Genomic DNA, 22,557 nt, shown 5'->3' on the forward strand with positions numbered 1-22,557 from the left:
GTCCCATGAGCAGGCCTAACGCGCAGTCCATGAAGCCCGCAACGGCGGCGAAGAAGCTGGACGTGTACCTGCCCGCGACGCCCACGGAGTTCCAGGAGAACGCGATCACCCGCTCCGAGCTCGCCGACCTGCAGGCGGACCCGCCTCAGTGGCTTCAGGATCTTCGGAAAAATGGGCCGCACCCGAAGAACCTCGTCGCAGCCAAGCTGGGTGTCTCGATCGCCGGTCTTGCGCGGGGAGGCGTCGTGGATGCGCTGACCACCGAGCAGATCAACGCACTGCTCGAGGACAAGCCGCCGTGGCTGATCGCCGAACGCGATAGCTACCAAGCGGTGCTCAGCGAGCAGCGACGCCTGAAAGCGCTACGCGCAGAAGGTTAGCGGGCGACGTGCTTAGGTCGGCGAGTGTTGGCTTGTGTCACGGTTCTCCGTCGAATTGCGTGACAAACCCCAACACTCGGCGGGGCTTTGCCTACCGAGCTTGGCGGAGCACCAACAGCGTTGCGGAGTCGGGACTCAGGCGCCGGGACGTAGCACCAGACTGACCTCGCAAGACCCTGCGCGCGGATCCGGGGTGACGGCCGCGCGATACCGAGCGCCGATTACGTCGGCGTTGAGGTCGATCACCTCTTGAATCAGTCCCTGCTGGATGCCGCGGACGACCTCCGGGGCCGTCTGCGCAACCTCGGCCAGCGGGCACGTGCAGATCTGAACCGTCACCTCGCCGAACGAGTTCAGCACCGAGCGCACCTGAAAACCCAACTCGCCCAACGTCGCCACCACCAGATCGGCGATCGTCGTCTCGTCTCGCTTGCGCGCCAGTCGGACCCGATGGGCGAGGTCGGCGCCAATGCGCAAGCCCCGCTGTTCGCGTTCCTCCGGGGTACCACCCAGGTGGGCGGCGAAGAGCGACACGATATCCGCGTAGTCCAGCTTCGGAGCCACCTCGTAGGTGAGCCGCGGCCGTCCGGCGCGACCGCCTTTCGTTCCGCCGCCGCGTCGGATGTATCCCTGGTCTTCCAGCGTCGTCAGATGAAAACGCGCCGTGGTGACGTGGATTCGCAGTGTGTCCGCAACATGTTGCGCGTCGACGGGACCCGAAGCGCTCCGCAACAGGCCGAGCACCTTGCTCCGCTGCTGACCGGCCGCGCGTTCCGACTGCGCGTCCGGATCCTGGTGCTGTATGGGCACACCCCGATCCTGTCATGACACCGGCACGACGCCGACCGCAGCGATCGCGGTCAGTGAGCGCCGGTACCGGTGAAAGGTGCGCCGCATCCCGATGACCCGCCGCCGGGCGGCGGCGCGGATGGCGATGTTCTTGACGATCCGCAACGCGCCGACGAAGCCTTCGTCGGCCAGCACGCGGGCCGGATTGAGCAACGCCATGGGTGCGTAATCGATGGTGATGTCCTGAAATCCGGCGTCGGCCAGCAGTTGTGTCCATTCGGCGGCGGTGAGGGGACGCGCGTTGACTTTGATCGATCGCGCGAGGTCGCGGCGGATGTCGTCCTTGGTCTCCTGCGGCATCGAGTCCGGCAACAGGCCCAGTTCGTGGATGGCGTAACGGCCGCCGGGACGCAGGACCCTAAACGCTTCGGCGATGATCGCGCGCTTGGCCTTATCCCCCTGCATCGTCAACATGGCCTCGCCGACGACAACGTCGGCGCTGTCATCCGGGAGTCCCGTTACCGCGGCGTCGGCGACGACGACCAGGCCTTGGACGGGCCGCACCACTTCGCGCACGGCCTCGGTGGCGGCTGCGGTGTCGTCGACACCAACGTAGGACCGCGGGTGCAGCGCGACGATGTCGCGGGCGGTGCGACCGAGACCCGGGCCTAGTTCGACGACGTCGGCGCCCTCGACTTCCGCGGCGGCCAGCAGCCGCGACGTCAGCTCGAGGCCACCCGGACGCAACACCCGCTTGCCCAGACGGGCCAGCAGCCAGTGTCCCGGCAGGTCGGCGTCGGACCGCTCGGCGAGCGGAAGGGATTCGGCCATCAACCGGCTCCTATTTAGAGGATATATTTCCGGTTAATGTAGGGCCGACGCGCGAGATAGGCAACCCTTACCTTGACGCCGGGGACGCCGAGTGGCCAGTTACATGACAGGTTTGACCTCCGAGCGTGCAATAACTGGACACTCGGCGACGAAAAGAAGCGAGCTACCTCTTCTTGTTCTTGTTGTGGTCGCCCACTTGCGGGCCAGGGGCAGGCTGAGCCTTGGTGGTCGGCTCGAACTTGCCGCCCTTCTTCGGGTCATAGGTCTGCTTTTGATCAGCCATGAACCGAGCTTAGGAGTGCGTCAGGTCCGAGTCGACCCTTTGAACAATTGCGCACCACTGCCTTACAGCATGCAGCTGACGCAACCCTCCACCTCAGTGCCCTCCAGCGCCATCTGGCGGAGCCGGATGTAGTACAGCGTCTTGATTCCCTTGCGCCAGGCGTAGATCTGCGCCTTGTTGACGTCGCGGGTGGTCGCGGTGTCCTTGAAGAACAGCGTCAGGCTCAAACCCTGGTCGACATGCTCGGTCGCCGCGGCGTAGGTGTCGATGATCTTCTCGTAGCCGATCTCGTACGCGTCCTCGTAGTACTCGAGGTTGTCGTTCGTCAGATACGGCGCCGGGTAGTAGACGCGGCCGATCTTGCCTTCCTTACGGATCTCGATCCTGCTCGCCACCGGGTGGATGGAGCTCGTCGAGTTGTTGATGTAGCTGATCGACCCCGTCGGCGGCACGGCCTGCAGATTCTGGTTGTAGATGCCGTCCTTCTGCACCGACTCCTTGAGCCGCGTCCAGTCCTCCTGAGTCGGGATCCGGATGCCGGCCTTCTCGAACAGCTCCTTCACGCGGTCCGTCTTCGGTTCCCACACCTGCTCGGTGTACTTGTCGAAGAACTCACCCGACGCGTATTTCGACTTCTCGAAACCCTTGAAGTGCGAGCCACGTTCGATCGCAATGCGGTTCGACGCTCGCAGCGCGTGATACAGCACCGTGTAGAAGTAGATGTTGGTGAAGTCGACACCCTCTTCGGAGCCGTAGTGGACGCGCTCCCGCGCCAGGTACCCGTGCAGGTTCATCTGTCCCAGGCCGATTGCGTGAGAGTCGTTGTTGCCCTGCTCGATCGACGGCACCGACCAGATGTGCGTCTGGTCCGACACTGCGGTCAATGCCCGGATCGCGACCTCGATGCTCTGCGCGAAGTCCGGCGAGTCCATGGTCTTGGCGATGTTCATCGAGCCCAGATTGCACGAGATATCCTTGCCCACTTGGGAATAGGACAGGTCGTCGTTGAACACCGACGGGGTGGACACCTGCAGGATCTCCGAGCACAGGTTGCTGTGGGTGATCTTGCCGTCGATCGGGTTGGCTCGATTGACCGTGTCCTCGTACATGATGTACGGATAGCCCGACTCGAACTGCAGCTCGGCCAGCGTCTGGAAAAACTCGCGCGCCTTGATCTTCGTCTTACGAATCCGCGCGTCATCGACCATCTCGTAGTACTTCTCGGTGACCGAGATGTCGGCGAACGGCAGCCCGTACACGCGCTCGACGTCGTAGGGCGAGAACAGGTACATGTCCTCGTTCTTCTTCGCCAGCTCGAACGTGATGTCGGGGATCACGACACCCAACGACAGCGTCTTGATGCGGATCTTCTCGTCGGCGTTCTCACGCTTGGTGTCCAGGAAGCGGTAGATGTCGGGATGGTGCGCGTGCAGGTACACCGCACCCGCACCCTGACGTGCGCCGAGCTGATTGGCGTAGGAGAACGAGTCCTCCAGCAACTTCATGATGGGGATGACGCCCGAGCTCTGGTTCTCGATGTTCTTGATCGGTGCGCCATGCTCACGAATGTTGGTCAGCAGCAACGCGACACCGCCGCCACGCTTCGACAGCTGCAGCGCCGAGTTGATGGAACGCCCGATGGACTCCATGTTGTCCTCGATGCGCAGCAGGAAGCAGCTGACCGGCTCGCCGCGCTGCTTCTTACCGGAGTTCAGGAACGTCGGCGTGGCCGGCTGGAACCGGCCGTCGATGATCTCGTCGACGAGTCGTTCGGCCAGGATCGTGTCGCCCGAGGCGAGCGTCAGCGCCACCATGACGACGCGGTCCTCGAAGCGCTCGAGATAGCGCTTGCCGTCAAAGGTCTTCAGCGTGTAGCTGGTGTAGTACTTGAACGCACCGAGGAACGTCGGGAACCGGAACTTCTTCGCGTAGGCGCGACTGATCAACGACTTGACGAAGTTGCGCGAGTACTGGTCCAGCACCTCGCGCTCGTAGTAGTTCTCCTTGATCAGGTAGTCGAGCTTCTCGTCCTGATCATGAAAGAACACGGTGTTCTGGTTGACGTGCTCCAGGAAGTACTGGTGCGCTGCCTCACGGTCCTTGTCGAACTGGATCTTGCCGTCTGCGTCATACAGATTCAGCATCGCGTTGAGCGCGTGGTAATCGGTCTCGCCGGCCGCGGTGGCCGGCGGGGCGGTTACAGGCTCTGCAGCTGTGACGGTTGGTGGCACGACTGTTCCTTCCAGAAGTCAGCAAGACCCACACGGACGGCGTCGACGTCGTCAGGGGTTCCCATTAGTTCGAAGCGGTAGAGGTAGGGCACGCGGCACTTGGCGGACACCACGTTGCCGGCGTAGGCGAATTCCTCACCGAAGTTGTTGTTGCCCGCGGCGATGACGCCGCGGATCAACGACCGGTTGTGCTCGTTGTTGAGAAACGCGATGACCTGCTTGGGGACATAGCCCCCAGTGTTGATATCGGGTGTCGCCTTACCGCCGCCGTAGGTGGGCAGAACGAGCACGTAGGGCTCGTCGACCTCGATGCGGCCGTGCAGCGGGATCCGGGTAGCGGGCACACCCAGCTTCTGAACGAAGCGGTGGGTGTTTTCCGAGACGCTCGAGAAGTAAACGAGGTTGCTCATTCGTTTTCTCCTCTCTGCTGTCTGGTTACCCCTAGGCGGTGGCGGCGACCGCGCCGAGCGCCTTGATGCGATCCGGCCGGAAGCCCGACCAGTGATCGTTGCCCGCCACGACGACCGGAGCCTGCAGGTAGCCGAGTGCCATGACGTAGTCACGGGCCTCGCTGTCGAGGCTGATGTCAACCTTCTCGTATGCGACGCCCTGCTTGTCCAGCGCCTTGTAGGTGGCGTTGCACTGCACGCATGCGGGCTTGGTGTACACGGTGATCGATGGCTGCGACATTCGGTACGGCTCCTCTACAACAGGCACTGCGCTGGGACTGGCAACTACTCGGGTACTACATACCGCTTAGGTTCAGCGGCCCGGAGGCCCTCGAAATTCCTGCCGTCCGGGGCCGCGATCCGTGGGGCCTAAGAGCCGACACCGGTGGATTTCTGACCTCCGGCCGACCCGTCGAGATTTGGAAACTATGGGGGTCTGTCGGTGTTCGAAACACTACACCTAGTGTCCGACAATCCGAAGGGATACCAGATGTTCTGAATAACATTTTTGAAATTCCCAGGTCGTAAGCATTTGCCGATCACAGCCACCGGCGTGTCGCACATCACATTTGCGGGTGTGTCGCCCTTCGGCACAGGTTTACCACCGGCCACCGACAGCTCAGCCACCGCCAACTGTCACAGTGACATAACAGCAAAGCCCTCGAAGCGGTTACGACAGCCGTCCAGCGTCGTTGGCGTAACGACGGCCGCGAAGAATCCCGTCGATGTTGCGCTCGGCGAGCGCGGTGATCGACATGAAGGGATTGCAACCGATATAGCCAGGGATCAACGACGCGTCGTTGACATAGAGGTTGTCGTAGCCCTTGACCCGTCCGAAGGCGTCGGTGGCCCGACCCCGCACCACCCCGCCGAGTGGGTGCACCGTATGGGGCGCGAACACCTTCCCGTCGAAGATGTCGTCGCGGTACTCGACACCATTGGCGCCGACGATCCGGTCGAAGACGTTCTTGGCCCTGGCCGCCTGGTGCTCGGTGTGTCCTTCCGGCCAGTCGATGGTGATCGCATCGGTGACGCGGTCGTACGTGATGTCCGCGCGGTCGTCGGTCTTGACCATCGCGTAGTAACCGAGCGCGTGTGTCTCGACAGGCAGGGGGATCGAGAAGACGCTGGCGTAGACCGGGTTGTCGGGGTCGTTGCGGCCATCGACGTTGATCATTCCCATCAGCGACTGCTCGGTGCCGGTCGGCTCGCTGGTCATGTGCGAGACCATGACGTCCCCGTTGTTGCCGTACCCCCGGCCGATCTCGTCGTTGAGATCCGGTAGCGCTCCGGTTTCGCGGGCCCGCAGCAGGATCTGCGTGGTGCCCAGCACGCCGGCGCTCAGATACAGCTGATCGCAACCCAGTTCGTCGCGCGCGACCTCGATCCCCCATCGGTCGATCTCGCGGACGGACACGACGTACTCACCGGAGGGTTCACGGCGGACACCGGTGACCTCGGTCAGGGCGCGCAGTTTCACGTACCCCGTCGCCAGAGCCGCGGTGATGTATGTCTGGTCAACGCTGCCGAACCGCCCGAAGTTGTTGCCGTACTGCTGCTCGAAGTCCAGTGCGGAGCGCGGAACCTCGCCTGCTTCTTCCTGTTTCATGTATTCGAAGGAATACGCGCTGGCGTTGTAATCCACGCCGTAGCCCGCGGCCTGCGCGTACTGGCGACCCACTCGAGCGTATTGGAAGTAGGGCGTCTGCTCGAACCAGTTCATGTCCCGGCGGTTGATCCGCAGCATGTCAGTGGCCCGCCCGATGTAGGTGGCGAGGAATTCTTCGGCGGCGATGTCGGGGAACGCAGCGCGAACCTGATCCGCAGTCGGGACCGCGGCGATCGCCGCGTTGATCATCGATCCCCCGCCGACAGCGATGCCACGAAACACGCTGTGCGCGCCGTGCACCGACTTGTCACAGATGCCGGCCTGAACCGGCTGCGGAGACGGGTTGTTCTTGGCAACGTCTTCGACGGAGACGCCCATGTACGACGGCACGAGGCTCGGCGGAACGTCGGAGAACCAGGCCGCACGGGTATCGGCGGGCAACATGCGGGTGAACCGTCTGCCGTCCTCGTCCGGCGTGTCCCAATGTCTGCCCTTCTCCAGAATCAGGGTCTGAATCCCGGCCTGCCCGAGCCGCAGCGCGGAAACTCCTCCGCCGTAACCACTACCGACCACGATCGCCGGGTAGTGACTCCGCGAGCTCTTGGCTGACGGCGGCGTCCGGAAATCAAGGAATCCAGCACCGACGGCGGCACCCGCGACGATCCCGGCCGAGGCTCCCAAGAACCGCCTCCGCGTGAGGGTCGACTCAACACGCCGGTGCCGCGCCCCGGCTGCGCGCTGGACCGGAAAATTGTCGGCGCTGTGCGATCTTGGCGAAGATTTCATCATTCTCTACATGTGTCGAATTAGGTCGCGGTCGCTGCTGATGTCAGTAAAAATCATGAAGTCGAGTTTGTCGCGAACACAGCATTCCGGGCAGTTCCAATCGTCCGGTACGGCAGCCCACGGAGTGCCCGGAGGAAAGCCTTCCCTCGGATTACCTGTGCGTTCATCATAGAAGTAGCCACATTCGGGGCATTGCGCCGACATCACAAGCGCTCTCCTTCATCGACCTGGGCCCGTCACTTTCGACGCCACACCGCGTGCAGTTCTGGGTACAGGTTGAATATATCAACTTTCTTTTGTAGTTTGCGATAGCAGATCTAGCAACTTTTGGAGGAGATGAAGCCGACATCGCGTACCAAGCATCGCGGGCTCACTGAGTCCGACCACGAAGTCACCGCGAACAAGGGTTGGCGGGACCGAAAGCGGTATCTCTGGCTACTGGCGCCGATCGTGCCGTTGCTTGTCGCCGAGTCGTGGTTCCTGGTGCAGGTGACCGGCCGGGAGCTGTTCTGGTGGTTCGGTCCGATCCTGACGTTCTTCGTCGTGCCGGTGCTCGACCACGTGGTCGGAGCCGACGCCGAAAACCCTCCCGACAGCGCTTTGGCGTGGCTGGAGAACGACCGCTTCTATCGCTGGACCACCATGCTCTGCCTGCCCGGCCAATATCTCTCATTGCTCTTTGCGTGCTGGATATGGGCCGGCGGCGGCTGGGTCAGCATGTCAATCGCCGACAAGCTCGGATTGATGTTCACCGTCGGCATCGTCGGCGGGATCGCGATCAGCACGGCGCACGAACTCGGGCACCGGCGTGCCGGCTTGGAGCGCAGGCTGAGCAAGCTCGCGCTTGCTCAATCGGGTTACGGCCATTTCTTCGTCGAGCACAACCGCGGTCACCACGCCAGAGTCGCCACGGCCGAGGATCCCGCGAGTTCGCGGCTCGGCGAATCGCTGTACGCGTTCATCCCACGATCGGTGACCGGCGGCGTCCGATCGGCATGGCGACTCGAACGCGCGAGATTCGAACGCATCGGAACGACGCACTGGAGTCTGCGCAACGACGTGCTCAACGCGTGGCTGCTGACCCTGGTGTTGTTCGTCATTCTGGTCGTCTGGTTCGGAATCGTTGTGCTGCCGTGGCTCATCGGCCAAGCGGTAGTCGGCTTCTGCATGCTGGAGACCGTCAACTATCTCGAGCACTACGGTCTTCGGCGACAAAAGCGTCCTGACGGGCGTTACGAGCGCGTGCGCGCCTGGCACAGCTGGAACAGCAACACGATCGTCGCCAACGTGTGTCTGTTCCATCTCCAGCGGCACTCCGACCATCACGCCCACCCGGTGCGCCGATACCAGACACTGCGTCATGCCGAAGAGGCGCCGCAGCTGCCGTCGGGCTACGCCACCATGATGCTGATCGCGATGATCCCGCCGTTGTGGCGGCGCATGATGGATTGGCGTGTCATCGACCACTACGGCGGGCAGGTGCACCTCGCGGCATTGAGCCCGCGCTATGAACAGCTTCGTAGGCGCAGTGCTCAGCGTGACGCGAGCCCGGCGCTGTAGTTTCAGCCGACTTCGGCGACCAGCTTGCCCACGATGTCACGCAGTTGGTCGGCAACCTCGGTGTTCTCGCGGGGATGCTTACCGTCGAATGCGGTCGAGCGCACCGAGAGACTCAGGTCCTCGATCACCCGCGGTCCCGCGATGCCGAAGGACTTTCGCGTCTCGTCATGGGCCCACACCCCGCCGTATTGGCCGAGCGCGGCGCCGACCACCGCCAGCGGCTTATCTTTCAGCGCACCGTTGCCGAACGGCCGCGACAGCCAGTCGATCGCGTTCTTCAACACGCCCGGAATGCTGCCGTTGTACTCCGGCGTGACGACCAGCGCGGCGTCAGCGTCGGCGGCGGCCTGCCGCAACGCCGCAACCGGCTCCGGGGTGCTTTCTACGTCCCCGTTGTCGATGTCCTCGTTGTAGAACGGCAGCTCCCCCAACCGGTCGAAGAACTCCAGTCGTGCACCGTCTGGAGCCGATTCGATGGCAAGTTCAGCGAGCTGCCGATTGACCGACGCCGCGCGCAGACTGCCGACCAGTACGAGCACCTTGATGTCGGACATGTTCATAAACCCTTTCGATCGCCCTATGGATCCTCGCACTGTTTAACCGGACCTTGGTCCGATTTCATCCCTCTGAATTAAAGTGGTGACATGCCTCCGCATGCGCTGCCGATCTCCGACGAGGCGCCGCAAGAACGAGGCGACGCCGCACGTAACCGCACGCTATTGCTGGAAGCCGCGCGCAGGCTCATCTCCGAACGCGGCGCCGACGCGGTCACCACCGATGACATCGCGGCTGCCGCGGGTGTGGGCAAGGGCACACTGTTCCGCCGCTTCGGCAGCCGCGCGGGGCTGATGATCGTCCTGCTCGACGAGGACGAGAAGGTCCAGCAGCAGGCCTTTCTCTTTGGGCCGCCGCCACTGGGACCCGGTGCGCCGCCGCTGGAACGGCTGCTCGCCTACGGCCGCGCCAGGCTGAAGTTCGTCAAAGCCCATCAGGCGCTGCTGTCTGACGCCAACCGAGACCCGCAGATGCGTTTCAACGCCCCAGCCACGCTGCATCACCGACACGTCACCGTGCTGCTGGAAGATGCGGCCACCACGGGTGATCTCGGCGCTCAAGCGACCGCCCTGCTCGCGCTGCTCGACGCCGACTACGTGCACCACCAGCTCACCGAGGGCGGCCAGAGCCTGAAGAGCCTGGGGGACGCGTGGGACACGTTGGCGCGCAAGGTCTGCGGCACCTGAGCGCGATGAGTCCGCGCTGGGTCCTGCACGTCGACCTCGATCAGTTCCAGGCCGCGGTCGAAGTCCGACGCAACCCCGATCTCGCCGGTCTGCCGGTCATCGTCGGCGGTAACGGCGATCCGGACGAGCCCAGAAAAGTCGTCACCTGCGCGTCGTATCCGGCACGCGCGTTCGGCGTACATGCTGGGATGCCGCTTCGAACCGCCGCACGCAAGTGCCCCGACGCGACGTTTCTGCCGCTGGACACCGACGCCTATGACGAAGCCTCCGAAGAGGTTATGAGCCTGCTGCGCGACTTCGGCCATCCCGTCGAGGTGTGGGGTTGGGATGAGGCCTACGTCGGCACCGACGATTCGGTCGATCCGTTCAAACTGGCGAAACAGATTCGTGAGGTCGTGGCCGCGAGGACCGGGCTGTCGTGTTCGGTTGGTATCAGCGACAACAAGCAGCGCGCCAAGGTCGCCACGGGTTTCGGTAAGCCGGCGGGGATCTACTCCCTGACCGAGGACAACTGGATGGCCGTGATGGGTGACCGCGATGTCGACGCCCTGTGGGGCGTCGGGCCCAAGACGGCGAAAAAGCTTGCGGGTATGGGCATCACCACCGTCGCCGACCTCGCCGCCACCGACGCGCAGCTGCTGACGTCGACCTTCGGCCCGACGACCGGACTGTGGATTCTGCTGCTTGCCAAAGGTGGCGGCGACACCGAGGTCAGCGCACAACCATGGGTTCCGCGCTCGCGCAGCCATGTGACCACATTTCCCCAGGACCTGACCGACCCCACTGAAATCGATTCGGCGGTAGTCGAACTCGCGAAGGTGACGCTTGCCGAGATCGTCGGTCAGGGCCGCACCGTGACCCGAGTGGCGGTGACGGTCCGCACCAAGACCTTCTTCACTCGCACCAAGATTCGGAAGCTGCCGTCGGCGGGCAACGACGAACAGACGATCGTCGACACCGCGCTGGACCTGCTGCATCAATTCGAACTGGACCGCCCGATCCGCCTGCTCGGCGTGCGGCTCGAGCTGGCCACACCCGAAGGCGGCTACTAGATCACGCCCACCGTGCCGCCCGACGTCACACCTGCCCAATACGCTGCCACCATGCTGCAGACGGTCGCGATCCGCGGATACCGGTCGCTACGTGACGTGGTGCTCCCCCTGGCCGGACTGACGGTCATCACCGGCGCCAACGGCACGGGCAAGTCCTCGCTGTACCGATCGCTTCGGCTGCTCGCGGACTGCGGCCGCGGTGAGGTGATCGGCTCGTTGGCAGCCGAAGGCGGCCTGGAGTCGGTGCTGTGGGCGGGTCCAGAACAGCTCGGCGGCGCACGACGCACCGGGCGGGTCGAGGGCACCGCGCGAACCAGACCCGTTTCGCTCGAGCTCGGATTCGCGTCCGATGACTTCGGCTATCTGGTCGACCTCGGACTGCCGCAGATGGCCGGCCACCGGTCGCTGTTCACCCGCGACCCAGAGATGAAGCGCGAGGCGGTGTTCGTCGGACCGGTGATGCGATCCGGTTCGACGTTGGTGCGTCGCACCCGGGAGTACGTCGAAGCGAGTTCGGAATCCGGACGCGGTTTCGACAAGGTCACCCAGGCGCTACCGGCGTACCGCAGTGTGCTCTCCGAGTATGCCCATCCAGGTGCGCACCCAGAGCTTGCCGCGGTCCGCGACCGACTCCGCAGCTGGCGCTTCTACGACGGCTTCCGGGTGGACGCCGGGGCGCCGTCGCGACTGCGCCGCGTGGGCACCAGGACACCGGTGCTGGCCGACGACGGCAGAGATCTGGCGGCCGCCATCCAAACGATCATCGAAGCCGGCTTCGACGACCTGCACCGCGCGGTCGCCGACGCGTTCGACGGCGCGACGGTTTCGGTCGCAGTACACGATGGGCTGTTCGATCTTCAACTGCAGCAGCCGGGTATGCTGCGCCCGCTACGAGCTACCGAATTATCCGACGGCACACTGCGTTTCCTGCTGTGGGCTGCCGCGCTGTTGAGTCCCCAGCTACCGTCATTGATGGTGCTCAACGAACCGGAGACGTCGCTGCACCCCGATCTGGTCCGGCCACTCGCGTCGTTGATCCGCGCGGCGGCAGGCGCCACGCAGGTCGTCGTCGTCACGCATTCGAATGCGCTGCTGGAGCATCTCGACGCGAGTCCGGTCGAGCACGCCGACAGTGACGCGATCCAGGTCAAGTTGTACAAGGATCTCGGCGAGACACGTGTCGACGGTCTGACCCCGCTCACAGCTCCCGCATGGGACTGGGGAAAGCGCTAGCCGTCAGCCGGATTTAGTCTTCGGGCGAAGCGCACGCGTGAAGAGCACGTTGACCTGGCGCATCGCGACGCTGTAGGGCCACCACATCGTGCGCTTGAACATGTACAGCGCCCGGATGTCCGGCGATGTGTAGATGAGGAACCGGTTTCGGCCAACGCCGCGCAGGATGCGATCGGCGACATGCTCCGGCGACACCGCGTGGCCGCTGAATCGGTTGGTCCACCGTTGGACGCTGGGATCCTCGCGGTCCACACCCGCAATCTGGATTGTCTGCACCAGTGGGGTTTTCACCGCTCCCGGCACGACGACAGACACACCGATGCGGTGCCGTGCGAGGTCGAATCGCAGCACCTCGGAAAGGCCGCGCAGCCCGTATTTGCTAGCACTGTAGGCGGCGTGCCACGGCAGGGCGACCAGGCCCGCGGCCGACGACACGTTGACCAGATGGCCGCCTCGGCCGGCGGCGACCATCGGCGGCACGAACGACTCGATGATGTGGATCGGACCCATCAGGTTGATGTCGATCATCGACTTCCAATGCTGGTGCGTGAGCGTGGAGACCGTGCCCCAGGCCGATACGCCCGCGATGTTCATCACCACATCCATAGCCAGGTGATCGGCGTGGACGTCAGCGGCGAAGTGGTCGACGGCCTCGTAGTCGGAGATGTCGAACGCTCGGTGCACATGAACCACGCCACCTAGTGCGCGGGCGTCGGCGACGGTCTGCTCCAGGCCTTCGGCGTCACGGTCGGTGAGATAGAGGTGAGCGCCCTCTGCGGCCAGTTTCAGCGCGGTCGCGCGCCCGATGCCGCTGGCGGCCCCGGTGAGAAGACAACGCTTGCCGGCGAAATAGCTCCCCTGAGAGGCCATGGCCGTGAGGATACCGGCGGCTCGCCCTAGGCCGACTGGCTCTCGCCCCAGAACGCGGACAACCACAGCCGCTCGACGATGTCGACCGCGCGGGCGGGCTCGTCGCCCCGGCCGACGAAAGCACTGTCGTGCGACAACGTGAACGAAGTTACGGCGGCGAGGGTACGCACCAGGGCAGGCACGTCGTCGGAAATGGGCCGCGCGTCAGGGTCGCTTTCGAGCAGAGTGATCAGCTTCGCGACGACGCCGTCGTAGAAGTCGTCCATGATGTCGCGGATCTCCGCGTCGGTGTTGCGGGCCGCCGCGCACGCAGTCATCACTGGATCGTCGTTTGCGTAGACGGTGACCGCGCTGCCCACCATCCGCTTCGCGAAGGCCGCAGGCGACTCGCCAGGCTCGCGCGGTGCGAAATGGTGTGTCAGGTCGTCAAGAAGCTCAGCCGCGTCCTTGACGATCGTCGCCAGCACCGCGTACTTCGAGTCGAAGTAGAAATAAAAGCCCGACCTGGCCACACCGGCGCGTTCGCTGATGGTGCTTACCGACAAATCGGCAAACGATCGCTCTTGGAGAAGCTCCCGGACCGCGGTCACGATCGCATCGCGCTGCCGGTCGCCCCTGCTGCGACGGACCTCGGACGATGCGGACTCGGCGGTCATGGGGTTAGACCCTTGCAGCACGACACGTCGGATCCAAACTTGACATGCGTCAAGTGTGCCATTCAGGATGTGGATAGGAGTGACAACGGCCACAGTCATTTGGCGTGAGGGAGCGTAGATGCCCACCATCAGCACCAAGGATTACCTAGTCGATCAGGCGAAGCGGCGGTTTACGCCGTCGATCACCAACTTTCCGGGTATGAGTGTGGTCGAGAAGCGGCTGCTCAAAACCGACTTCCCACAAAAGACGATGACGAGCCCGCCCCCGGGCAGCGACCTCAAGGGAGTCGCCGGCGACGCCGGCCTGCCGATCCTGGGCCACATGATCGAGATGTTCCGCGGCGGACCCGACTACCTGCTGCACATCTACCGCAAGTACGGCCCGCTGTATTACGCCGACTCCCCGGTTCTGCCCGCCGTCACGGCGCTTGGCCCCGACGCCGCCCAGGCCATCTACTCCAACCGCAACAAGGACTTCAACCAGCAGGGCTGGGTCCCGGTGATCGGCCCGTTCTTCCACCGCGGTCTGATGCTTCTCGACTTCGAGGAGCACATGTTCCACCGGCGGATCATGCAGGAGGCGTTCGTCCGAACCCGTTTGGTCGGCTATCAGGAACAGGTCGACAAGGTCGTCTCGCAGGTCATCGCGAACGACTGGGTAACCAACGACCCGCGATTCCTGATGTATCCGGCGATGAAGGAGCTCACGCTCGACATCGCCTCGATGGTGTTCATGGGTCACGAGCCGGGTACCGACCACGAACTCGTCACCAAGGTCAACAACGCGTTCACCACCACCACGCGCGCCGGCAACGCGATCATCCGCACCGGCGTGCCGCCGTTCACGTGGTGGCGCGGCCTGCAGGCGCGCAAGCTACTCGAGGACTACTTCCAGGAGCGCGTCCGGGAACGTCGCGGCAAGGACGGCTCCGACCTGCTGACGGTGCTGTGTCAGACCGAGGACGATGACGGCAACAAGTTCTCCGACGACGACATCGTCAACCACATGATCTTCCTGATGATGGCGGCACACGACACGTCGACGTCGACGGCCACCACGATGATCTATCACTTGGCGAAACACCCTGAGTGGCAAGACCGTTGCCGCGACGAGTCCGACCGCCTCGGCGACGGGCCGCTGGACATCGATTCGCTGGAGAAGCTCGAATCCCTTGATCTGGTGATGAACGAGTCCATCCGACTGGTGACCCCGGTGCAATGGGCGATGCGCCAAACAGTGCGCGACACCGAACTGTTGGGCTATTACCTGCCCAAGGGCACCAACGTCATCGCCTACCCGGGGATGAACCACCGGCTCGAGGAGTTCTACCCCGAGCCGATGAAGTTCGACCCGCTGCGTTTCACCGAGCCTCGCAACGAGCACAAGTCGCACCGCTACGCGTTCAGCCCGTTCGGCGGGGGCGCGCACAAGTGCATCGGCATGACATTCGGGCAGTTCGAGGTGAAGACGATCCTGCACCGGCTGCTACGCAAGTACCGGTTGGAGCTGCCGTACAAGGGCTACACGACCGAATGGGACTACGGCGGCATGCCGGTGCCCAAGGACGGAATGCACATCGTGCTGCGTCCGCTGCACTGATCGTGGGCGACAACCAGTTGGTCGACCGCACCATTGCCGCGTTGGCGATCGGGCGAATCGCGGCCGGCGTCCTGACCTGGATCAGCCCCAGTCTCACCGCGAGGGTGTTTGGGATGGCGGCCGACGACGGCCAGTCGCATTACGCGTGGCGGTTATTCGGTGTGCGCGACGTGGTCATCGGCATCGGCACGCTCCAGTCGTCCGGTCCTCTGCGGCGGGCCTTCGTGACGGCCGGTCTGGCATGCGATGTCGGCGACGGCGCGGCCGGTGCAATCGCGTTGTCCCGCGGCGACTTCCAGCGTCCGAATGGCGGCGCCCCAGTCACCGTGCCGGTGCTTGCAGTTGTCCTCGGCGCCTGGGTGCTGCGCGGGCTCGGACGCTAACCGCTCTCGGCGAGATCAAGCCGCCAGCAGCCGGTTGGCGCACGCGATCACCGCACGCAACGCCGACTGCGTCGGGTCGCCGGCGAGGCCCATCGCCCACTCGGAGTGCCCACCGTCGGAACCGCAAATGAAGGTCGCGGTGTTCTCGCCTGCGGGTAGCTGGTGGAACGCGATCATCTCGACCGCGATCCCCCGCGCGTGGAGCATCTCCGTCAGCGCGGCGACCGGTCCGGACGCGCGAGCCGATGACGTGCTGATGCGGTCTCCGACCGCCAGCGTCGCCTGGTAATTGCGGGGCTGCGGGCCCAGTCGGGTGGCGGACCGCTCAGCGTCGGTGCAGGCCCATTGGCCCAGCCGCAAAGGCCCCGTCGTGGGCGCGTATTGATCGAGGAACGTTTCGAAAGACATCGCATCGGCCTCCTCGCGCAGACCTCGGGGCATGGGTCCGTCCACGTGAGTCGCGAACGGTGCCGCACCCGGTATGGGCCCTGCACTGATAGCGGGTTCGAATGTCATGTGCCGGTCTTCTCTGTTCTTCAGAGGAAGTGACCGACGAAGTAGCGACGACCCACAGCGGGGGGTCGGTCAGGATCAGACCCCGCTGCGGGTTGCTACTACGAGTCGCCTCGGCACGTTGGCGATGTTAGACGCCCATCTACGAGGGTGCAAACACATTTCAGCACCGCTGAGGCCATCGCGATGCCCGCGACGCCCGGCCACGGGCCGGGAAGTAACGTGAGCGCGCAATGACGTGGTGGGATGCGGCCTTTCTCGCCGCGGCGGGTGTACTCGGCGGCCTCACCGGCAGCATCGCCGGGTTGGCATCGGTCGCGACCTACCCCGCGCTCCTGTTGGTCGGCCTGCCGCCGGTGACCGCCAACGTGACCAACACCGTGGCTGTCGTATTCAACGGAGTCGGTTCGATATGGGGCTCCCGCCCGGAACTCGAGGGCCAGGGGCCGTGGCTCAAACGCATCGCCCCCGTCGCGGCGCTGGGAGGTTTGGTCGGCGCGATCCTGCTGCTGTCACTGCCCGCCGAAGGCTTCGAGAAGGTGGTGCCCCTTCTCCTCGCGTTCGCCTCGGTGGCCATCGTCATCCCGGCCCGCCAACGCAAGGACGCGACGGTCGCGAGTCACCGAAGACATACGGTGACGTTGATACTCGAATCGGGAGCGATCTTCGTAATCTGCATCTACGGGGGCTATTTCGGCGCCGCAGCAGGCGTTCTGCTGCTTGCGATCTTGCTGCGCGCCGGCGGGGCGACGCTGGCGCACGCCAATGCGGGCAAGAACGTCATCCTCGGGATCGCCAATGTCGTCGCCGCGGCCATATTCGTCGTCGTCGCACCCGTGCAGTGGTCGGCGGTGCTTCCACTCGGGCTCGGGTGTCTTGTGGGATCGCGGCTGGGTCCCATCGTCGTGCGTCACGCACCCGCCAAGCCGATGCGACTGGCGATCGGCGCGGCGGGCCTCGCGCTTGCCGTCAAACTCGGCGTCGACGCCTACGGTTAATTCAAGTCAAACGGGTTGTCGCCCTTGACGACCCGAGTGCCGATGTCGATCAGGTTTTGGGCATTGGCATGCAGCGCCTCCCCCGCGTCCCTACTCGCCTTGCCCATCAGATAGCGAGACCAGGTGCCCTCGATAACAACGCCGAGCTTGAAGCACGCCATCGCCATGTACCAGTCCAGCCTTGGTGTCTCGCGTCCGCCGGCGTTCCAGTAGGCCTCGAGAAGTTCCCGCCTGGTGGCCAGTCCCCCGAGCGCGCCCAGCGCGCCGCCGGCGGTGATCGTGCTGGTGTCCAGCGGCCACGTGATCACCATCCAGCCGAGATCGAGGAGCGGATCGCCGACGGTGCACATCTCCCAGTCCACGAACGCCGCCAATTCCGGTTTGTCCCGGCGCAACAGGACATTGCTCAGGTGCGGGTCGCCGTGCATGATTCCCGGCTCGCTCTCAGGCGGGAGGTTGGCCTGCAACCAGTCGGCAAGGTCGGTGACGGCCAGAGATTCGGGGTCGTAACGGTCGTGGCGGTAGCTTTCGAGTAGCCGCAGAAACTGTGGAACCTGCCGCTCCACAAAGGATCCCGGCCGTTTCAGCTCGGCAAGCGGCTTATCTTCCCAGGGAGCGCTACCCAACCGCGCAAGGCTCGCAGCGTAGGAGAGTCCGACATCGTGCCGGAACGTCTCGTCGCGGACGTACGCTTCGGCCACCTCGCTGCCGGGGTTGAAGCCGTCGATCTCCTCCATGAGATAGAAGACGACACCGAGCACGTCGAGATCTTCACAGCCGGCGATGAACCCCGGATGCGGGACGTCCGAACCCGCAAGCGTGCGCAGCGCCGCGATTTCGCGCAGCATCGTCTTGTCGCTGGTCGGTCGAGGATGAAGCGGCGGACGGCGCAGCACCATCGGGCGTCCATCGATGTGCACCCGCACCACGATGTTCTGGGTGCCACCGGTCAACGGCGCCACGTCGGTCACCGTCGAGCCGAGGCCCTGCTGTTGCGCCCAGCGCTGCAGCGCAGCCTGGTCGTCGTCGCTCAGTGTCGGCAGCTGCTGCGCATCATCGGGCATACCTACATCGTGTCAGTCAGCCGCTACGCCTGGTAACGCAGGCAGGATTCGGCACCGTTGATCACACCCTCACGGAACGCCTCGACTCTGGCCCAGCCTGCGCCTTGGCGTTCGACGTCACCGTCGCCACGGAACACCAGCAGCGCCTTGATGCCCTCATCGAGATCGCCCGGCGAGATGTGGTACGTGCTGGTCTCGGGACGGTTGTAGAGGATCACGCTCGCCGTGTATCCACCCGCCAGGCAGTCCCCGCGCAACGTCGACGTCTTCACGTCGGACTCGTCGCCCAGCCGCGTCAATGCCGCCAGTCCCCACTGGGTGGCGAGCAGCGTGACCACCGCATAGTCGCCACCCTGTTTGTACACCTCGGGCATCGCGTTCACGTTGTCCCAGCCGACGTAATCCTCTGGTACACAATAGAACAGCGCGTATCCGTCGGCCGACTGGTCGCCGCACATCGGCGGATTGGCGGGGTCGAACGGCTCGATTCCGTTCAGCGGCTTCCATTGCTGGCCGTTGGAGATCTCCGGATAGAGCTGCGTGAAATAATCCTCTATGTCGTACGGCACCCCGTTGATGATCGAGTCGTACGGGGAGTCTCCCCCGCGCGACGCGTCCTCCTCGTCGTTAAAGGGTAGTGAGAGCACCATCGGTTCGTCGTCGCGATAGTCCTTGCACTTGTCCAGCCCATTGTCGTAGCCGTCCTGGAAGGCGCTCACGCGATCGAATCCGCTGCCATGTGCGTTGGGATCGACCTTCGGTGTGCCGGGCGTGTCGCGCAGATCGAGAACACCGGCAAGGGCGCTGTCCAGATCGGCGGCGTTGACGTCGAACACCTTGTCGTCCTGCGCGTGTCGTGACCATGCGCCCGCGAAGCAGTCGGCCTGCAGTTCCTTGGTGACGGTGCGCCCGGTGAAATTCGAGCGCGCCTGAACCGCGTGACCCCATTCGTGCGCCATCACGACCGCGATGGTGAAAGGCCCGAACTTGTCCTGCAATTCGGGGAGAAGTTCTTGGGCGTCCCACGCCACGACATCTTCGGTCGAGCAGTAGAAGGCATTGCCTGCGACCTCTTCGGGTGACGTGGTGCACGGCGGTGCGGGACTGTCCGCGGTAACGGCGTAATAGCCGCCCGAGATCTGCTCGAAGTCCTTGTCGTAGAGCTTTGGGTACTGCTCGGCCCAGTACCGCTCCAGATCCGCGATGGCCTGTATCGCGACCTCGTTCACCGGCGCCGACGCGTCACCCTCGATCTTGACGTTGCTGATGTCGGGCGAGTTTCCCTTGGTGCCCTCTGCTGGAGACTCCGACTTACCGGCGCCACCGCAGCCCGCCACGAGCAGGACAACAGCCGCCACCGCGGCCACCCTTATGCGCATGAGGGCAAACATTAGCGGCCAAGATCACCATTTGGCGGGCAATGCGCTCCCCGCACTCGTTCAGTCGAGAATGCGTCGCGCCACGTTCGTCGTCGCGAGGTCGAGCAACTCGTCGGCCCGCCCGGCGAGAATCGTCCGGATCGCGTACAGGGAGAACCCTTTTGCCTGCTCAACCGTGATCGCGGGCGGGATCGAGAGCTCCTGACGCGCGGTCACCACGTCGATCAGCGCAGGCCCGTCGAATTCAAATGCCTCGGCGAGTGCGGGTTCTAGATCCGACGGTGCCTCGACCCGTCGGCCGAAGATTCCCATCGCCGTGGCGATAGCGGCAAAGTCGGGGTTCACCAGATCGGTCCCGAAGTTGACGATGCCCGCGGCCTTCATCTCCAGTTCGACGAAATTCAACGACGAGTTGTTGAACACGATCACTTTGACCGGCAGCCGGTTCTGGATCAGCGTGATCAGCTCACCGAACATCATCGTCAGCCCGCCGTCACCGGCCAGCGCGACCACCTGTCGGTCGCGGTACGCGGTTTGCGCGCCTATCGCCAGCGGCAACGCGCACGCCATGGTGCCGTGGTTGAACGAGCCGATGAGCCGGCGTCGACCGTTCATCGTCAGGTACCGTGCCGCCCACACCACCGGCGACCCGACGTCGGCAGTGAATACCGCATCGTCGCTGGCGAGCCGATTGGCAAGTCCGGCAACGTATTCAGGACGGATAGGGGTCCGATCCCGGTCGTTGACCGCGAGATCGTCCATCCGCTTGCGGGTCTTGGAATAGTGGCGCAACGACCGGTCCAGATGCTCGCGCCCGCTCTTCTGCGTGAGCAGAGGCGCCAACGCGGCCAACGTGTCTCTGACCGTGCCGACGAGCCCAAGGTCGATCGGCGTGCGGCGGCCGAGACTACGGCCGCGGATGTCGACTTGAATGATCTTGGCGTTGTCGGGATAGAACTGCTGATACGGAAAGTCGGTGCCCAGCATCAGCAGCGCATCGCATTCCTTGATCGCCTTGTATCCCGATGCGAAGCCGAGCAGTCCCGTCATACCGACGTCGTACGGGTTGTCGTACTCGATGAACTCCTTGCCGCGCAGCGCGTGCACGATCGGCGCATTGAGAGTCGCCGCCAACGCGACGAGGGCCTCGTGCGAACCGGCGACGCCTGCACCGCCCAGGATCGTCACCGCCTCGGCGTCATTGAGGATCGCGGCGGCCCGCTGTAGCGACTCGTCATCGGGACATACCACCGACCGCGTCGCGACGACGGGCCGTGCGTTCCACCCGGAGGACTCCGCGCGCTGCAGGAAGATCTCGCCGGGGACGACGACGACGGCGACCCCGTTCTCCTCGACGGCCGCACGCATCGCCATCTCGAGGATGCGCGGCGCCATTTCCGGGGTGCTGACGAGTTCGCAGTAGACGCTGCACTCGCGGAACAGCTCCTGCGGGTGGGTCTCCTGGAAGTATTCCGAACCGATTTCGGTGCGCGGAATGTGCGCCGCGATCGCGAGCACGGGCACGCGGCTGCGATGCGCGTCGAACAGACCGTTGATCAGATGCAGGTTGCCGGGGCCGCAGCTCCCAGCGCACACCGCGAGTCCGCCGGTGAGCGCCGCGTCCGCCGCGGCCGCGAAGCCCGCGGTCTCCTCGTGACGGACGTGCTCCCAACTGATTTCGCCGGACCGACGGATGGCGTCGGTGAAGCCGTTGAGGCTGTCGCCGGGCAGACCGTAGACACGGCGTACGCCGCTGATCCGCAGGGCCTCGATGACGTGATCAGCGATGGTCGCCACGCGGCCCACCCTAATGCGATTTCGGTGTAGTTGGTCGCGGTGAGCGCGACCAACTACACCGAATCCACTGACCTACTTGGGGGCGAAACGCTGGCCCGCGTCCAGGCGCAAGCACTGTCCGTTGAGCATCGGGTTCTCGACGATGGCGGCGACCAGCTTCGCGTATTCCTCCGGTCGGCCCAGACGTTTCGGGAAAGCCGCGTCCTTCGTCAGCGCCTTGGCGAACTCGTCGGGGATGCCCTCGGTGAGACCGGTGGCGAACAGGCTGGGAGCGATCGCGAGGGCGCGGATGCCCAGGCTGCCCATGTCGCGCGCCATGGTGAGGCACATGCCGGCGATACCGGCCTTCGACGCCGTGTAGGCCACCTGGCCGATCTGACCTTCGAACGCGGCAATCGAGGCGGTGTTGATGATGACGCCGCGCTCTTCCTGCTCGTCGTCGACCAGGTCCTGCTTGCTCATCTGCCAGCCCGCCAAACGGCTGATGTTGAAGGTGGCGATGAGGTTGAGGTCGACGCTCTTGCGGAAGCTCTCCAGGCTGTGCGGGCCGTCCTTCTTGACAGTGCGCTCGGCCGCGCCGCCGCCGGCGGTCGTGACGATGATGTGCAGTCCACCCAGCTGGTCGATGGCCTGCTGCAGGACTTTCTCGGTGCCCTCGAAGTCGGTGACGTCGACCTCGTAGAACGAGCCGCCGATTTCGTCAGCTACTTCCTTGCCTTTCGACTGCGGGCGGTCCAGCACTGCCACGCTCGCACCGCGCTTGGCCAGCAATTCGGCCGTGGCCTTGCCGAAGCCAGACGCCCCACCGACGATGATGGCCTTCTTGCCGTCGATCTCCATTTGAGCTCCCTTT

The 22,557-nt window shown here is 64.4% G+C and carries 23 protein-coding genes; 8 read left to right on the top strand and 15 right to left on the bottom strand.

Features of this window, described 5'->3' with window-relative positions:
* Nucleotides 1-5: 5 nt before the first annotated feature.
* Nucleotides 6-380, top strand: a complete 375-nt coding sequence (locus tag ACIA48_RS08215) for a DUF5997 family protein (protein WP_396729556.1) — start codon at nt 6-8, stop codon at nt 378-380.
* A gap of 135 nt (nt 381-515) precedes the next feature.
* Here ACIA48_RS08215 and ACIA48_RS08220 read toward each other — a convergent pair whose 3' ends face one another.
* The 7 genes from ACIA48_RS08220 to ACIA48_RS08250 form a co-directional block, all read right to left on the bottom strand.
* Nucleotides 516-1,190, bottom strand: coding sequence for an ArsR family transcriptional regulator (locus ACIA48_RS08220; RefSeq protein WP_396729558.1), 675 nt, complete (start codon nt 1,188-1,190; stop codon nt 516-518).
* A 12-nt stretch (nt 1,191-1,202) separates the two neighbouring features.
* The gene (locus ACIA48_RS08225) at nt 1,203-2,000 is read right to left on the bottom strand and encodes a methyltransferase domain-containing protein (RefSeq protein ID WP_396729561.1); all 798 of its coding nucleotides are present in this window, start codon (nt 1,998-2,000) and stop codon (nt 1,203-1,205) included.
* A gap of 345 nt (nt 2,001-2,345) precedes the next feature.
* Complete coding sequence (gene nrdE / locus ACIA48_RS08230) at nt 2,346-4,514, bottom strand: class 1b ribonucleoside-diphosphate reductase subunit alpha (protein ID WP_396729564.1); 2,169 nt, start codon at nt 4,512-4,514, stop codon at nt 2,346-2,348.
* Nucleotides 4,481-4,924 carry a class Ib ribonucleoside-diphosphate reductase assembly flavoprotein NrdI gene (gene nrdI / locus ACIA48_RS08235; protein ID WP_396729567.1) on the bottom strand — a complete coding sequence of 148 codons (444 nt, stop codon included), beginning with the start codon at nt 4,922-4,924 and terminating at the stop codon, nt 4,481-4,483. The genes nrdE and nrdI overlap by 34 nt, the downstream gene beginning before the upstream one ends.
* 31 nt (nt 4,925-4,955) lie before the next feature.
* Complete coding sequence (locus tag ACIA48_RS08240; protein WP_396729570.1) at nt 4,956-5,204, bottom strand: redoxin NrdH; 249 nt, start codon at nt 5,202-5,204, stop codon at nt 4,956-4,958.
* 429 nt (nt 5,205-5,633) lie between these two features.
* Nucleotides 5,634-7,253: a GMC oxidoreductase gene (locus ACIA48_RS08245; protein WP_396729573.1), complete on the bottom strand. Its 1,620-nt coding sequence runs from the start codon at nt 7,251-7,253 to the stop codon at nt 5,634-5,636.
* Between the two features lie 111 nt (nt 7,254-7,364).
* Complete coding sequence (locus ACIA48_RS08250) at nt 7,365-7,562, bottom strand: rubredoxin (protein ID WP_396730705.1); 198 nt, start codon at nt 7,560-7,562, stop codon at nt 7,365-7,367.
* A 132-nt stretch (nt 7,563-7,694) separates the two neighbouring features.
* Here ACIA48_RS08250 and ACIA48_RS08255 point away from each other — a divergent pair, with 132 nt between their 5' ends.
* Nucleotides 7,695-8,918 carry an alkane 1-monooxygenase gene (locus tag ACIA48_RS08255; protein ID WP_396729575.1) on the top strand — a complete coding sequence of 408 codons (1,224 nt, stop codon included), beginning with the start codon at nt 7,695-7,697 and terminating at the stop codon, nt 8,916-8,918.
* A 2-nt stretch (nt 8,919-8,920) separates the two neighbouring features.
* Here ACIA48_RS08255 and ACIA48_RS08260 read toward each other — a convergent pair whose 3' ends face one another.
* Entirely contained in the window at nt 8,921-9,472 is a 552-nt protein-coding gene (locus ACIA48_RS08260) for an NAD(P)H-dependent oxidoreductase (protein ID WP_396729578.1), read from the bottom strand.
* Between the two features lie 90 nt (nt 9,473-9,562).
* Here ACIA48_RS08260 and ACIA48_RS08265 point away from each other — a divergent pair, with 90 nt between their 5' ends.
* From ACIA48_RS08265 to ACIA48_RS08275, 3 genes are read left to right on the top strand one after another with little or no spacing between them, the layout of a single operon-like run.
* Nucleotides 9,563-10,159, top strand: coding sequence for a helix-turn-helix domain-containing protein (locus ACIA48_RS08265; RefSeq protein ID WP_396729581.1), 597 nt, complete (start codon nt 9,563-9,565; stop codon nt 10,157-10,159).
* 5 nt (nt 10,160-10,164) lie between these two features.
* Nucleotides 10,165-11,211, top strand: a complete 1,047-nt coding sequence (locus ACIA48_RS08270) for a DNA polymerase IV (RefSeq protein ID WP_396729583.1) — start codon at nt 10,165-10,167, stop codon at nt 11,209-11,211.
* Between the two features lie 51 nt (nt 11,212-11,262).
* Complete coding sequence (locus ACIA48_RS08275; protein WP_396729585.1) at nt 11,263-12,444, top strand: AAA family ATPase; 1,182 nt, start codon at nt 11,263-11,265, stop codon at nt 12,442-12,444.
* A 3-nt stretch (nt 12,445-12,447) separates the two neighbouring features.
* Here ACIA48_RS08275 and ACIA48_RS08280 read toward each other — a convergent pair whose 3' ends face one another.
* Nucleotides 12,448-13,314, bottom strand: coding sequence for an SDR family oxidoreductase (locus ACIA48_RS08280; protein ID WP_396729587.1), 867 nt, complete (start codon nt 13,312-13,314; stop codon nt 12,448-12,450).
* 26 nt (nt 13,315-13,340) lie between these two features.
* On the bottom strand, nt 13,341-13,970 hold the full coding sequence (locus tag ACIA48_RS08285) for a TetR/AcrR family transcriptional regulator (protein WP_396729589.1): 630 nt from the start codon (nt 13,968-13,970) through the stop codon (nt 13,341-13,343).
* Nucleotides 13,971-14,088: 118 nt separating this feature from the next.
* Between ACIA48_RS08285 and ACIA48_RS08290 the strand changes: the two genes are divergently transcribed.
* Complete coding sequence (locus ACIA48_RS08290; protein WP_396729592.1) at nt 14,089-15,570, top strand: cytochrome P450; 1,482 nt, start codon at nt 14,089-14,091, stop codon at nt 15,568-15,570.
* A gap of 2 nt (nt 15,571-15,572) precedes the next feature.
* On the top strand, nt 15,573-15,953 hold the full coding sequence (locus tag ACIA48_RS08295; RefSeq protein ID WP_396729595.1) for a hypothetical protein: 381 nt from the start codon (nt 15,573-15,575) through the stop codon (nt 15,951-15,953).
* Between the two features lie 15 nt (nt 15,954-15,968).
* On the opposite strand, the gene ACIA48_RS08300 is transcribed toward ACIA48_RS08295, so the two are convergent.
* The gene (locus tag ACIA48_RS08300; protein WP_396729597.1) at nt 15,969-16,469 is read right to left on the bottom strand and encodes a homocitrate synthase; all 501 of its coding nucleotides are present in this window, start codon (nt 16,467-16,469) and stop codon (nt 15,969-15,971) included.
* Between the two features lie 230 nt (nt 16,470-16,699).
* On the opposite strand from ACIA48_RS08300, the gene ACIA48_RS08305 reads away from it, so the two are divergent.
* Complete coding sequence (locus ACIA48_RS08305) at nt 16,700-17,464, top strand: sulfite exporter TauE/SafE family protein (RefSeq protein WP_396729599.1); 765 nt, start codon at nt 16,700-16,702, stop codon at nt 17,462-17,464.
* Here ACIA48_RS08305 and ACIA48_RS08310 read toward each other — a convergent pair.
* The 4 genes from ACIA48_RS08310 to ACIA48_RS08325 form a co-directional block, all read right to left on the bottom strand.
* Nucleotides 17,461-18,528 carry a phosphotransferase family protein gene (locus ACIA48_RS08310; RefSeq protein ID WP_396729602.1) on the bottom strand — a complete coding sequence of 356 codons (1,068 nt, stop codon included), beginning with the start codon at nt 18,526-18,528 and terminating at the stop codon, nt 17,461-17,463. The two genes, ACIA48_RS08305 and ACIA48_RS08310, sit on opposite strands and share 4 nt — an antisense overlap.
* 23 nt (nt 18,529-18,551) lie before the next feature.
* Nucleotides 18,552-19,907, bottom strand: a complete 1,356-nt coding sequence (locus ACIA48_RS08315; protein WP_396729604.1) for a neutral zinc metallopeptidase — start codon at nt 19,905-19,907, stop codon at nt 18,552-18,554.
* A 60-nt stretch (nt 19,908-19,967) separates the two neighbouring features.
* A complete protein-coding gene (gene poxB, locus ACIA48_RS08320) occupies nt 19,968-21,704 on the bottom strand; it encodes a ubiquinone-dependent pyruvate dehydrogenase (RefSeq protein WP_396729606.1) in 1,737 nt (578 codons plus the stop codon).
* Nucleotides 21,705-21,776: 72 nt separating this feature from the next.
* Nucleotides 21,777-22,544, bottom strand: a complete 768-nt coding sequence (locus tag ACIA48_RS08325; protein ID WP_396729608.1) for an SDR family NAD(P)-dependent oxidoreductase — start codon at nt 22,542-22,544, stop codon at nt 21,777-21,779.
* Nucleotides 22,545-22,557: the final 13 nt, after the last annotated feature.

It is taken from the genome of Mycobacterium sp. NPDC051804, from assembly GCF_044452905.1.
Classification (GTDB): Bacteria; Actinomycetota; Actinomycetes; order Mycobacteriales; family Mycobacteriaceae; genus Mycobacterium.